Origin of the sequence: Psychrobacter sp. FDAARGOS_221 (assembly GCF_002313155.2) — a bacterium.
Lineage (GTDB): Bacteria > Pseudomonadota > Gammaproteobacteria > Pseudomonadales > Moraxellaceae > Psychrobacter.
In genome coordinates, this window is record NZ_NWFK02000001.1 from 1,345,112 (window position 1) to 1,358,118 (window position 13,007).

Consider the following 13,007-nt stretch of genomic DNA (forward strand, 5'->3'; position numbering starts at 1 on the left):
GTATCAATAAGCCTACTAATCATCTTCTAGCACCCTACTAATCATCTTCTAGCACCCTACTCCTCATCTCCTCCTCATCCACTTATACGCCTATATACAATCGTTAGCTTTTACTCTAAAACTTACGTTTACGCTGCGTTGATGACCCAATATTCATCGCTTCTCGATACTTGGCTACCGTTCGACGCGCTATATCAATACCTTGCTGCTGCAAATGCTGCACAATCGCTGAGTCTGATAACGGCTTTTTCGGATCTTCTTGCTCGATAAGCTCAGCAATCATCGCGCTAATCGCTGTCGCCGAAACATTGCCGTTCTCTCCTGAAACGTGAGATGAAAAAAAGTGCTTCAATGAAAACAGACCTTGCGGGGTCAAGATACTTTTACTGGTCGTCAGCCGTGAGACAGTCGACTCATGCAGCCCAACCCGATCTGCCACTTGTTTTAAAATGAGCGGCTTCATTGCCGTCGCGCCTTGCATCAAAAAGTCTTGCTGCAGCTCAACAATACAGGTCGCTACTTTTAACAAGTTTTGATTACGCTCCTCAATGCTACGTATAAAAAGGCGGGCATCCATCAAGTTATCACGTAAATACACGTTGTCAGCACTGTCGTCGCCACGCTTCACAAGACTGGCATATTCTTTGTTAATACGCAGCTTAGGCAGCGTTTCTGGGTTAAGCGCGACCTTCCATACCCAATTCGCACCGCTATCATCCTGTTGCAGCTGTACAATAACATCAGGAATATCATACACCTCAGGCGCTGCTGCATAGTTAGGCTGCGACTTAACAAAACCCAGTCCTGGGGCGGGATTTAAACTTCTAATCAAATCCAGACACGGGTTAATATCAGCTTGCTTTAGCCCCGTTTGCTGCAGCAGCTGCTTGATATTATTACTGACTAACAGCTCATGCGCTTCTAATAACCGCCATGCTTTATCTCGATATGGCACGTCTTCCTCTAGCGCATTGAGCTGTATTTGCAGGCATTCTGCCAAGCTTCTGGCGCCCACACCTAAGGGATCACAACTTTGAATCAAGTCGATCACCGCCTCAATCTGTGCGGTTTCAATGGCAGCCGGCCAGTCATAAAAATCGGCCATCTCATCAAAACTGGCTTTCAGCTCTGCAACATCAAGCTGAATAAACCCAGACTCATCCATGGCATCAATCAGATAGTCGGCAATCAAATTATCGGTATCAGACAAATGGCTAAAGGTTAACTGCCAACGGATATGATCTTGCAGGCTGACAGCGGTCGCGCCTTGATAATCTGTCATCTGCTGTACATCGGGACTGCCCAGCCCAGTGGGGCTATGGGTATAGATATCCTCCCAATCAGTATCTATCGCCAGCTCACCGAGCCCATTATCAGCGACAGTAGGCTCTTGATCAGCCAGTTGCTTGGCGATATCAGAAGCACTGCTATCAACTTTGACCGTAGCAATTGCCTCATTCGGGTTATTGCGCTCATCATCAAAATCATCATTACCCAATCCATCGTCTTGATTCGATGTGCTACTAACAGCGTAGGGATCATAATCACTGTCGTCACCTTGCTCGATACGGGTCAACGCTTCAATGCTATCAAAATCCTCAGCACTGATGTCATCCTCCTCTACTCTTTCTAACAGTGGATTACTATCCAACTTCATTTGCACTTGTTGCTCAAGCTCAATACTTGATAATTGCAACAGCTTAATCGCCTGCTGCATTTGAGGCGTCAGCTTTTGGGAGGTAGATACATTTAAACCTAAATTGAATGAAGCGCTCATCATAGGGCGTTATTAAATCCTAATTATTTTTGTCATATCGGGTTAGCACTGTTTTGATTTTTGCTTGTTATTGTTGGCAGACACAACCTTTGGAGAACAGATAGATTGACTGCTGATATCATGATAATCTAACACACAAGGTCACTGTGATAGGTTGCTGTGACAGCCGTATAAAAGACAGTGCAAACAAAAAATGCAGCGCTAAGATAAAGATAGCGTAAACCATAACTGGATAAAATAATAAGAGTAATAATGACTTTAGCAACCATTGGATGTGTACAACTCAACAGTCAATATGATATTGACGCCAACTTAGCCACTATTGAGCGTGCCGTTGAGCAAGCCAAACGCCAAGGCGTTCACTTACTGGTGTTACCTGAAAACGCTTGCCGTATGGGCGGACAGCATCAACTTGCTGAGCGCTTTGATGAGATTTCGCAGTGGTATGCGCAATTGGCATTCAAACACCAATTGTTTATTGTGGCCGGTACCCTGCCTTGTGCATATCGACCAGATGGCACACCAGTTGCAGATAACAAACTGCGCCAAGTCAGCCAAATCTTTGCCCCTGATGGCAAGCGTGTAGCACGCTACGACAAGATTCATCTGTTCCGCGCCCAAGTGGCTGACAGCACAGGCAGCTATGACGAAGGACGCACCTTTGAGCCTGGTACCAACACCGTGGTTGCTCAGTGCGATATAGGCAACTTATTGGGATACACCGACCGCTCACCTTCAGCGAAGACTGGTCAGGCCGACCCAGGCCTACTGTCTATCGGTATGATGGTTTGCTTTGATTTACGTTTCCCTGCTTTCGCACAGCAATTACGTCAAGCCGGTGCTGAGATACTAACCGCGCCATCAGCCTTTACCTACCAAACCGGCAAGGCACACTGGCAGCTGCTACTACAAGCGCGCGCATTAGACGCTCAGTGCTTAGTGGTTGGTTCTGCCCAAGGAGGCACCCATCATGGCAAGCAAGGCAGCCGAGATACTTGGGGACACAGTAGTATTGCCAATGCCAACGGTGAACTACTGATTAGCACTGGAAAAACACAAATAGATGATGCGTTTGAAATCATCACTACGCCTTTTGATATAAAGCAACAACAGCAGTGGCGTCAGAACATGCCATTAATCCATAGTCATCGTTTGGCATAAGCAGTTCAGATAGCCATCTATTCTCTCTAACACTAATTCTAACTGACAATAGATTTGTCAGTTAATTGATAGGTCAGTTATCAGTTGGATTTGAGAGGAGCTTGGGTTTGATAGAGATTTAGTAACAGCCTTTGAAGAGGAGTTTACTTTTCGGAGGTCGGAGCTGACGCTACTGGAGTACTGTGCACCGCACGTGGATGTGCCTTGTCATAGACTTGGGTTAAGCGCGCAAAATCAACATGGGTATAGATCTGCGTGGTGCTAATATCGCTGTGACCCAACATCTCTTGCACCGCTCTCAGATCACCACTGCCAGACAACATATGTGAGGCAAAGCAGTGACGCAATAAATGCGGATACATATTTTGGGCAATACCAGCACGTGCAGCCGCCACTTTCAGGCGCTGCTGAACCGCACGTGTACTCAAGCGCGTTCCTAACTTTTCACTGATAAACAGTGCCGTATCGCCATTCTCTTCCCATAGATAGCGATGCGGTAGATAAGTGGTAATCGCTTTTAATGCTTGCCGGCCGACTGGCACCAAGCGTGTTTTATTACCTTTACCCAATACGCGAACTTCGCCACGCTCACCACTGGCATCAATACGCAAATCTGCCACATTCAATCCAACCAGCTCACCAACACGCAGACCACTGCTGTATAGCAGCTCAAACATCGCTTTGTCACGTATCCAAAGCCGCGCTTGCTCTGGCGTATCTGGCATCGGCTGCTCCAGCAGCTGCGCAATGAGATCACCATCAGCAATGCTCGGTAAAGGTCTTGGGGTTCGCTTTAATTGATAGCCTGTGGTCGGATTAATTCGAGCCGTGCCCTGCTCAATCATCCATCCATAAAAATGGCGGATGGCAGACAGCTCTTGCTGTACACTGGAAATGGCCAATGCATCGCCATCGAGACGCTTGGCAATATAGTTAGACAGCTGACGTTTATCACAACGGGTCCAAATCAGCTTACGGGTATCCAAAAAACACGCCAGCTGATATAAAGCCGCATGATAGGCAGATAGCGTATGCGGTGATAGTTGCTGCACTTTTAGCTGCCCCAACCACTGCTCTACCGGCACTAATAACGCCTGCATACTGTCGCTCAGCTGCTGCACCTGATCGTCTGCTTTGACATCAGACTCAGCAGCTACTGCTTGTTTTGACATTTTTGGCATGGCTTTGTTTGGCACTGTAACGCTGCTATTTATGGTGCAGCGGGCTTGATGCCTGCTTGGGCCATCATGCCATCTGGGCTAAACACACCTTCGTAGACAAACGCTGTCGGGCCAGTCATCATCACAGAATAGCCAGGTGACCAACGGATGAGCAAGCTGCCGCCATATAGCTGCGCTCTAATCTCTTCGCCTTCATCTAGCCAACCTTCGCGAATACCAGTAGCCACTGCCGCACAAGCACCGGTACCACAGGCTTGGGTCTCACCCACACCACGCTCATAGACACGCAGACGGATATGACGCTGATTCATAACTTGCATAAAGCCAACATTGACGCGCTCAGGGAATGCTGGATGCGACTCAATAGCCTTACCTAATTTCTCAACGTCCGCGGTCAAGATATCATCGACTTTAATCACCGCATGCGGATTGCCCATATTGGCAACATACAGCTGTACCGGCGTACCATCGACATCTAAATGATAGGCATTTTGAATTTTGGTAATGGCTTTTGGGGTAAATGGAATCTCAGCAGGCTCAAAGCGTGGCTTACCCATATCCACTTCGACCCAGCCATAATTATCGGTAGATAGTGTCAAAATACCGGACTTAGTCTCAACGCGAATGCGCTGCTTAAATGACAACTTGCGCGCTTGTACAAAGCGAGCAAAACAGCGTGCGCCATTACCACATTGTTCAACTTCACTGCCATCTGAGTTAAAAATACGATATCGGAAGTCAACATCTGGGCGCATCGGCGGCTCAACCACTAACAGCTGATCAAAACCGATACCTAAATTACGGTCGGCCAATAACGAAATAAGCTCTGGTGTTAAGTCCAAACGCTGGGTAACCAGATCAATGACCATAAAGTCATTGCCCAGACCATGCATTTTTGTGAATTCTATTAGCATTTTTTCTGTTCCTTAGATTTTATTTATGTCTTATATTACCACGCAGTTTGTGACAATGATAATGCCAAGCGTGTGTTCGACTAAAAATATGAAAACTGCCTTTTTTTACGCTTAATCTATCGCCAAACACGCCTAAAATAATGACAAGGCGAGCTAGCTCAAACATATCTTACACACCTTAACCAATTTAACGTTATCACTACCTAGTCGTTCACTCCCCTAACAGTTACGGGTTGAGTATTAGCCCAAAATACAGGGCACAAACCACAGGTTCCAATATAAAAAAAGCCTGCATGTTAAATGCAGGCTTTTGATGATTTTATCAATAGCAAATATCGGTTATTGGCTTTTTAAATTGCTATTTTGAGCCTCTATTTGCAACAAACCTTTTATAATAGAGGCTAAACAAACTAGGATTCAAGTAAAGCCTAACTTAAATAAAACAACACCTAAACCATCAATAGCAAACCAAACTCAGTTTTAGTAACGTGCTAAGCGTCAAACACTGACTCAGACTCGAACAGCTGCTCAACGGTCTCACGTTGACGCACCACTTGATGCTTATCGCCAGAGACCATCACTTCAGCTGGACGAGGACGGGTGTTGTAATTGCTGCTCATCACAAATCCATAAGCACCCGCGCCTGTCACTGCCAATACATCACCGACTGCTAACGATAGCAGACGCTCTTTGGCCAAGAAATCACCGGTTTCACAGATAGCACCAACAATCTCCCAGCTTTGCTCTTCGGTATCGGCTGCCGGCTCACTGCGCGCAGGAATCACTGCCATCTCTGCCTGATATAACGCCGGACGAATCAAGTCATTCATAGCCGCATCGACGATAGCGAAGTTTTTGTGCTTGGTTGGCTTTAACACTTCAACCTGTGTTAATAGAACGCCCGCATTGGCAACAATACTCCGACCTGGCTCAAAAAATACTTTTAGACCCAATTGCTGTAGTTTTGGTAATAATGCCGCAGCAAATTCACTAACTTTGGCCACTTCTTCATCAATATATAACACGCCCAAGCCGCCGCCTAAGTCAATGTGCTCAAGCTCAATACCGACTTGTTTTAACGCGTCGATTAGCTCAATGACTTTATCTAACGCATCAACAAAAGGATCAATCTCGGTCAATTGTGAACCAATATGACAGTCAATACCGACAATATTCAAGTTCGCTAGGCTTTGCGCATGTTGATAAGCTGCAACCGCGATATCATGGCTGATACCGAACTTATTGCCTTTTAGGCCGGTTGAGATGTAAGGGTGAGTTTTGGCGTCGACATCTGGATTAACACGAATAGATATCGGCGCTTGCACCCCAAGTTCAGCGGCTACTGCATTTAGGGTGTCCAGCTCGCTCAATGACTCCACATTAAAGCAGCCAATGCCGGCTTGTAGCCCTGCTTTTAATTCAGCGACCGTTTTACCGACACCTGAGAAAACCACTTTGCTTGGGTCTGCACCGACAGCCAATACTCGTGCCAACTCGCCAGCAGACACTAAATCAAAGCCAGCACCAGCCTCAGCCAATACTTTCAATACCGCCAAGTTTGAGTTTGCTTTTACCGCATAACACACTTGGTGATCGATGGCAGCGAAGCTATCACTATAAGCATGATACGCTTCTAAGATAGCCTGCTTAGAGTAGACGTATAACGGTGTGCCATATTGCTTAACCAAGGTATCAACACTAACCGACTCAATGGTTAAAGCGCCTTGTTGATAACTTAAACTTGGTAATTGTTTAACAAAGGCTTCTGGCTGAATGCGTAATCCATTTGCGGTGTGCTGTGCTGCTGAAGAAGTCGAATTGCTCATAGTATGCGGATATCCAAGTGTTTGCTGTTCGGGTAACGGATTGGTCATTTAATTTAGTAATTTAATAAAGCTTGGCTAATAAAGCCACGCTGTTAACTTAAGCTAAGTTGCTAGATAACACAAGATTTTTTGCTGTTGTAGACGGTCAGTATGTTAGTTAGTCAGTATGTTAATAGTCAGCAGGATTCTCTGCGGCTGCCTCTTGTACTTCCTGTTGGGTGTAATCTATTGTTGGCTTAGCATCTTCAGATTTATTGCCTTTATATAAAATAAAATCGGTATTACTCGGGGCATCTTTTGTCAAATATAAGTCGCCACTTTGACCACACCCAGTCAATAACACAGGCGTTATTAATACTGCGGTTAATAAAGCAGCTCGACAACGTTTGGCAGAATATAAGCCTTTCATAGAAGTTATAGAAGAAAGCTTTGTGGCCAGTTGCGGTTTAGCGCTGATTTTAGTTGCATCAATCAATCGCGCTTTTAGATTTTTATCAGTGTTATAACGAACGTTTAGCATAAGTGGCGTCCTATAAATTCAAACTTAGGGTCATATTCAAGCAGTCATGTTTAACAATCATGACAAATGACTAAGTGGTTTGCTATGGTAACAAACTTCTTAAAAATTGCCTAAATGCTTTTTTCTAAAAATTTTATTCTATTAAACAAAGTTTTAACTTTTAAGTGGTTAACCGCTGTTTTTCAAATAAATCTAGGCTATACTTATAACTGAGCTTATGAGCGTTCACTCATAATGATATACTCATCACGCTATCATGCTAAGAACTTCTAGCTTATCAAAGACATAGATATCATTGGGTTCAGGGACTTTAAAACCCAGTTGCTATTGTTAAATTCAATAGTGGTTAACCCAACCGTCATCCAGCCTATCGATGTTTATAAAGCAAAAGGTTTACTCAGCAGATAGCGTTTCGCTTATAAGCTTGGGGCGTATTGAAGCTAAAAACTATCTCTAGAATAGTATTAAAATCCATAAAGCTTACGGCGCTATTTCTCTTTTTTTATTCACTTCAACCTACTGTAAGGATACAACATGAGCAATACCATCATCACCAAACCTACCTTAGTTGTTAACTGTGGCTCTTCTTCAATCAAATATGCGCTACTAAGTGAAGACAATCAACACCGTATCACTGGGCTTGCAGAAAACTTAGGATTAGACGATGCCCGTATTGTTCATAAATCTGTTGAGGGCGAAAAAACAGAAGTTCATATTCCAGGGGCAAACCACAAAGCAGCATTGGTAAAAATCATGGAGTTATTGGGTGATCAATCTCCTATCGCTGTTGGACACCGGGTGGTTCATGGAGGCCGCGAGTTTAGCTCAGCAGAAAAAGTCACCCCACACGTTATCAAAGAAGTAAAACGTCTAAAAGCATTGGCACCACTTCACAACCCAGCCAATGCCACAGGTATTGAAGCAGTACAAGCGATTCACCCAGATCTACCACAAGTGGTAGTATTCGATACAGCTTTCCACCAAACCATGCCACCAAAAGCATTCCGCTACGCCATTCCAAAAGAGATGTATGAAAATGACTTCATCCGTCGCTATGGCTTCCATGGCACATCACACGCCTACTTATCTGAGCGTGCCAGCAAGTTAACTGACAAAGAAGGCCCACATGGCTGGTTGATTGCTCACTTAGGTAACGGTAGCTCAGCAACCGCGGTTTATAACGGCGAAAGCTTAGACACCAGCATGGGCTTGACCCCACTAGAAGGTCTAATGATGGGTACTCGCTGTGGTGATGTTGACCCAAGCTTGCACATTCATCTAAAACGCACCATGGGCTTAAACCTAGAAGAAATCGACACTATCTTGAACAAAGAAAGTGGCCTGTTAGGTGTTTCTGGCGTGTCTAATGACATGCGTACTGTTGAATCAATTGCCAATGACGACTCGCACCCACACCAAGCTGATGCACAATTAGCGGTTGAAATGTTCTGCTATCGCGCTGGTAAATACTTAGCCTCGTTATCTTGTGCCCTACCTGAGCTGACCGGTATTATTTTCTCAGGCGGTATTGGTGAAAACTCAGCAACGATTCGTGGCCGTATTCTTGATGTCATGCGTCACTTTGCACTTGATGTCGATAGCAGTAAAAACGATGCCTTATTTGGCGGCAACGAAGGCAGCTTCCACGGTGAGAACAGCCGTTATGAGCTGTGGGTTATCCCAACTGATGAAGAGTTCCAGATCGCTGAAGAAACCAGACAAGTATTGGGCCTGTAATAGGGTGTATGTAACATAGCAACTTGTTTCAATATTTTGATAAATAATTTAAATAAATAAGGATTGTTTTATGCAAACTATTTTACTGGTACCTACAGGGCGTGGTGTTGGCTTGACCTCTGCCGCACTTGGTCTGATTAAATCATTAGAAACGATTGGCGTTAAGGCCAGCTTTAGCAAGCCTTTTTTACAAGATGATTCGCATGACTCGCGTCAAACACTAGACAGCTCAAGTGAGCTTGCCCAACAAGTATTCGGTTTTAATCCGCCTGAGTCTATTTCTCGTGATCGCCTTGAGCGCATGATGAATGTGGGCAACACAGACGATTTAATGGAAGAAGTGGTCAGCAATATTCAAAATGCAGTTACCGATCAAGACAGTGTTGTCATTTGTGAAGGTATGGTGCCGACTGAAGAAGCCAACTATGCGGCACAATTGAACTATGCGCTGGCCATTGCGTTAGATGCTAAGGTGATTTTCGTCAGTATGGCTGACCTTGAGAATCCGAAAAACTTAGCTGAAAAAATGGAAACCTATGCGCGTGTATTTGGCGGCTTAGCTTCTGAGCGCACCCTAGGCTGTATCTTAATGCGTGCTCAGAATATGGATTCAGAGACAGATACCAATCCTGTGGCACCAGGTAAAGCATACCAAGCACTAGATGCAAGCTTTATCCAGACCATTCAGTCGCACTCACCTAAGTTTGCCACCGATGCCTTCCATCTGATCGGTGTGGTTCCATTTAGTAACCATTTATCCGTACAACGCGCTTGGGACGTCGGTGAAGGTCTAAGTGCCAACTGGTTGAATATCGGTGATGCCAAAAAACGTCGTGTATTAAAAACCAGTCTAACGGCACGCACTATTTCACGCGTTGGTGAGGTATTCAGTAAAGGCACGCTAATCGTTACGCCAGGTGATCGTGATGACTTACTATTGGCCAGTGCTATGGCAGCGGTCAATGGTATTGAGATGGCGGGTATCGTGTTAACCGGTGATATCGTACCAAACGATACGGTGTTTGAGCTATGTCAGCCTGCTTTAGAAGCTGGTCTACCGATCATGAGTGTGCCAACCAACAGCTTTGAGACCGTCACTGACCTGACCAACTTAAGCAACGAGATTCCAAAAGATGATGTTGAGCGTGCTCAAGCGGTTACTAGCTTCGTAGCAGCGCATCTTGATTTAGAGTGGCTGAAGAAGTTCTTTGAACGTGACTATAAACCTCGCTTATCACCTTCTGCATTCCGTAACCAAGTGGTTAGAAAGGCACAAGGTGCTAAAATGCGTGTGGTATTACCCGAAGGTGAAGAGCCACGTACCATTGAAGCGGCGGCTATCTGTCAAACCCGTGGCATCGCAAAATGTGTGCTATTAGGTAATGCACAGCAAATTAACAAAGTGGCTAAAGAGCACGGCGTTAAGCTGCCTGAAGATATCGAAATCATTGACCCAAGCAACCTTGATCTTGATAAATACATCAAAGCGTTCGTTGAGCGTCGTAAAGGCAAAGCCACAGAAGAGCAAGCTGCCAAAGAGCTTGAAGATACCGTGGTACTGGGTACAACCATGTTGTATCTAGACGAAGTCGACGGTCTGGTATCTGGTGCGATTCATACCACCGCCAATACCGTTCGCCCAGCCTTCCAGCTGATTAAGACCGCACCTCAATACTCGCTGGTCTCTTCAATCTTCTTCATGCTACTACCTGAGCAAGTTGTGGTCTATGGTGACTGTGCGATTAACCCAGATCCAAATGCTGAGCAGTTAGCAGAGATTGCCATTCAGTCTGCCGCATCAGCCAAAGCCTTTGGTATTGAGCCAAAAGTGGCAATGATCAGTTACTCAACCGGTGCTTCTGGTACAGGTGATGATGTTGAGAAAGTTAAGCAAGCGACACAAATTGTACGTGAACGTGCACCAGACTTATTAGTTGACGGTCCGTTACAGTATGACGCCGCTTCTGTGCTGAGTGTGGGTAAACAAAAAGCACCAGACTCACCAGTTGCTGGTCAAGCCAACGTCTTTATCTTCCCAGACTTGAATACTGGTAACACCACTTATAAAGCGGTACAACGTAGCGCGAATGTGGTCAGTGTAGGCCCAATGCTTCAAGGTCTGAATAAGCCAGTAAACGACTTGTCTCGTGGTGCGTTGGTCGATGATATCGTCTACACCATCGCGTTAACTGCGATTCAAGCCAGTAGCCCAGACGTATAGGCTAGAGACTCACTTATATAGAGAATCACTTATATAGACAGTGATTTATAAAAGTGAATGACAGTTAAACTTGATTGTTATTAATAAAAAAAGGCCAACCGCGTGTGTTGGCCTTTTTTATGGGTTAAGCTACTGCTACCCTGTTTATTATTGTCGATATTGATTTAAATCGTTTTATAAGAAAAAACCATGACTAATCCAGACGCTACAATAACCGCTAACCCACAACAGCTTCCCATCCAAATCTATCTTGGCGGCTCTTTTGACCCGGTGCATCATAGCCATCTCGACATGTTACAACACGTGGCTCACAGTGTTGCTAACCATAAATACTCTCAAGTACCAGCGGCATCACATCAAAGCGCATCTCCTGCTCAGGTTGACGCCTATTTTATGCCTACTTCGCGCTCTCCGTTAAAGCAAAATAGCAGCAGTCCTCAGCATCGATTGGCAATGTTACAGTTGGCCATTACCGACTGTCAGCAGCATCAGCACACTTTTTGTGAGCAAGCCGGTGATGACAGCTCTCTGCAACCGCGCTTTTTAATCAGTGAGGCTGAGATTTGGCAGCCGCCACCTACCTATAGCATCGACACCTTAACCCAGCTGCGCGCTGATAACCCTTCAGCCAGTTTAATCTTTGTGATAGGTGCAGATAATATTGCCAGCCTGCCGCAGTGGCGTGATGGTGATAAACTGACCCAACTGTGCCATTTGTGGATTATCCCTCGTGATCAATTGCAACACAAACAGCAGGTTATCGACCTGTTACCTAAGTCGTTAACCGAGCAAGTAACCGACTCTATAAGTGACTTGAAAACCCATCGCCAAGGACGCATATACATAGATTCAGTCAGCGTTGCGCCTATTTCTAGCACCGCAATAAGACAAGCGATTTTCGATGGGCAGCATAATATTGCAAAAACTGCTTTGCCAGACTCTGTTTATTCGTATATTATGAAAAACAATTTGTATACACCTCAGTGATACAGCATTGGCAACCTCTGAAAACATTTGCTTATACTTTAGTGGCCTAACCCTTTGATAGTCTAAGCTAACCGTTAAAGAGGAACTGCTCAGCGGCTTAAAACACCCCCTTTTCACCTTTTTAAATCTCTCTATCCCCTCATGACACTATATTGATGTTATCGACTAACGATAAACTATAGACCAAAAATGATAGAATAGACCCAGACAAACACACCCACTTACTGAACAGTAATAGATAAATTAGATAATCTAATAGGATAAACATGACGATAGAATCACAATCAAACACACCAATGACAGATGCTAGACTGAAAGTTTGCCTGAATATGGTACAAGAAGCGCTAGATGATGTTAAAGCCAGAAATATCACGGTATTAAACGTGGCTGAACTGACCGATGTTATGGAATATATGGTCATCGCTGAAGGTACTTCAAAGCGCCACGTTAACGCGGTAGCCGATCAAGTTGGTGCTATTGCTAAGCAAGCAGGATTTATGCCACTAGGCCGTGAAGGCGAGAAAGACAGCGACTGGACTTTGGTCGATTTAGGCGGCGTTGTGGTACACATTATGACCAAACAAGCGCGTGAGTTTTATGACTTAGAAGGCCTATGGTCATCACCAGAAGAGCTGAAGAAGCTTGTGGCTCGTGATTTGAGTGAGCGCTAGGATACAATACCT

Annotated in this window: 10 protein-coding genes; 5 read left to right on the plus strand and 5 right to left on the minus strand. The window is 45.0% G+C overall.

Annotation, left to right across the window (positions count from 1 at the left end; all coding sequences use genetic code 11):
* Positions 1 to 115: 115 nt before the first annotated feature.
* Positions 116 to 1,780, minus strand: a complete 1,665-nt coding sequence (locus A6J60_RS05620) for an RNA polymerase factor sigma-54 (RefSeq protein ID WP_102993954.1) — start codon at positions 1,778 to 1,780, stop codon at positions 116 to 118.
* A 249-nt stretch (positions 1,781 to 2,029) separates the two neighbouring features.
* Here A6J60_RS05620 and A6J60_RS05625 point away from each other — a divergent pair, with 249 nt between their 5' ends.
* Positions 2,030 to 2,938 (plus strand): nitrilase-related carbon-nitrogen hydrolase, encoded by a 909-nt coding sequence (locus tag A6J60_RS05625; RefSeq protein ID WP_096065099.1) that lies wholly within the window; start codon positions 2,030 to 2,032, stop codon positions 2,936 to 2,938.
* Positions 2,939 to 3,081: 143 nt separating this feature from the next.
* Here A6J60_RS05625 and A6J60_RS05630 read toward each other — a convergent pair whose 3' ends face one another.
* From A6J60_RS05630 to lptM, 4 genes are all read right to left on the minus strand, one after another.
* The gene (locus A6J60_RS05630; protein ID WP_413772378.1) at positions 3,082 to 4,119 is read right to left on the minus strand and encodes a tyrosine recombinase XerC; all 1,038 of its coding nucleotides are present in this window, start codon (positions 4,117 to 4,119) and stop codon (positions 3,082 to 3,084) included.
* Positions 4,120 to 4,148: 29 nt separating this feature from the next.
* Positions 4,149 to 5,033, minus strand: coding sequence for a diaminopimelate epimerase (dapF, locus tag A6J60_RS05635; protein ID WP_096065100.1), 885 nt, complete (start codon positions 5,031 to 5,033; stop codon positions 4,149 to 4,151).
* Between the two features lie 491 nt (positions 5,034 to 5,524).
* Positions 5,525 to 6,859 carry a diaminopimelate decarboxylase gene (gene lysA, locus A6J60_RS05640; RefSeq protein WP_096065101.1) on the minus strand — a complete coding sequence of 445 codons (1,335 nt, stop codon included), beginning with the start codon at positions 6,857 to 6,859 and terminating at the stop codon, positions 5,525 to 5,527.
* A gap of 169 nt (positions 6,860 to 7,028) precedes the next feature.
* Positions 7,029 to 7,379, minus strand: a complete 351-nt coding sequence (gene lptM / locus A6J60_RS05645) for an LPS translocon maturation chaperone LptM (protein ID WP_096065102.1) — start codon at positions 7,377 to 7,379, stop codon at positions 7,029 to 7,031.
* 534 nt (positions 7,380 to 7,913) lie between these two features.
* Between lptM and A6J60_RS05650 the strand changes: the two genes are divergently transcribed.
* From A6J60_RS05650 to rsfS, 4 genes are all read left to right on the plus strand, one after another.
* Positions 7,914 to 9,116 carry an acetate/propionate family kinase gene (locus A6J60_RS05650; protein ID WP_096065103.1) on the plus strand — a complete coding sequence of 401 codons (1,203 nt, stop codon included), beginning with the start codon at positions 7,914 to 7,916 and terminating at the stop codon, positions 9,114 to 9,116.
* A gap of 70 nt (positions 9,117 to 9,186) precedes the next feature.
* Complete coding sequence (pta, locus tag A6J60_RS05655; RefSeq protein ID WP_096065104.1) at positions 9,187 to 11,337, plus strand: phosphate acetyltransferase; 2,151 nt, start codon at positions 9,187 to 9,189, stop codon at positions 11,335 to 11,337.
* A 189-nt stretch (positions 11,338 to 11,526) separates the two neighbouring features.
* Positions 11,527 to 12,324 carry a nicotinate-nicotinamide nucleotide adenylyltransferase gene (locus A6J60_RS05660; RefSeq protein ID WP_096065105.1) on the plus strand — a complete coding sequence of 266 codons (798 nt, stop codon included), beginning with the start codon at positions 11,527 to 11,529 and terminating at the stop codon, positions 12,322 to 12,324.
* Between the two features lie 266 nt (positions 12,325 to 12,590).
* A complete protein-coding gene (rsfS, locus tag A6J60_RS05665) occupies positions 12,591 to 12,995 on the plus strand; it encodes a ribosome silencing factor (protein ID WP_096065106.1) in 405 nt (134 codons plus the stop codon).
* Positions 12,996 to 13,007 lie beyond the last annotated feature (12 nt).

What these genes read in the sequence shown, in the direction of transcription:
- A6J60_RS05620 (WP_102993954.1), bottom strand. Translation starts at nt 1,780, where the DNA reads ATGATGAGCGCTTCATTCAATTTAGGTTTAAATGTATCTACCTCCCAA.
- A6J60_RS05625 (WP_096065099.1), top strand. Translation starts at nt 2,030, where the DNA reads ATGACTTTAGCAACCATTGGATGTGTACAACTCAACAGTCAATATGAT.
- A6J60_RS05630 (WP_413772378.1), bottom strand. Translation starts at nt 4,119, where the DNA reads ATGCCAAAAATGTCAAAACAAGCAGTAGCTGCTGAGTCTGATGTCAAA.
- dapF (WP_096065100.1), bottom strand. Translation starts at nt 5,033, where the DNA reads ATGCTAATAGAATTCACAAAAATGCATGGTCTGGGCAATGACTTTATG.
- lysA (WP_096065101.1), bottom strand. Translation starts at nt 6,859, where the DNA reads ATGAGCAATTCGACTTCTTCAGCAGCACAGCACACCGCAAATGGATTA.
- lptM (WP_096065102.1), bottom strand. Translation starts at nt 7,379, where the DNA reads ATGCTAAACGTTCGTTATAACACTGATAAAAATCTAAAAGCGCGATTG.
- A6J60_RS05650 (WP_096065103.1), top strand. Translation starts at nt 7,914, where the DNA reads ATGAGCAATACCATCATCACCAAACCTACCTTAGTTGTTAACTGTGGC.
- pta (WP_096065104.1), top strand. Translation starts at nt 9,187, where the DNA reads ATGCAAACTATTTTACTGGTACCTACAGGGCGTGGTGTTGGCTTGACC.
- A6J60_RS05660 (WP_096065105.1), top strand. Translation starts at nt 11,527, where the DNA reads ATGACTAATCCAGACGCTACAATAACCGCTAACCCACAACAGCTTCCC.
- rsfS (WP_096065106.1), top strand. Translation starts at nt 12,591, where the DNA reads ATGACGATAGAATCACAATCAAACACACCAATGACAGATGCTAGACTG.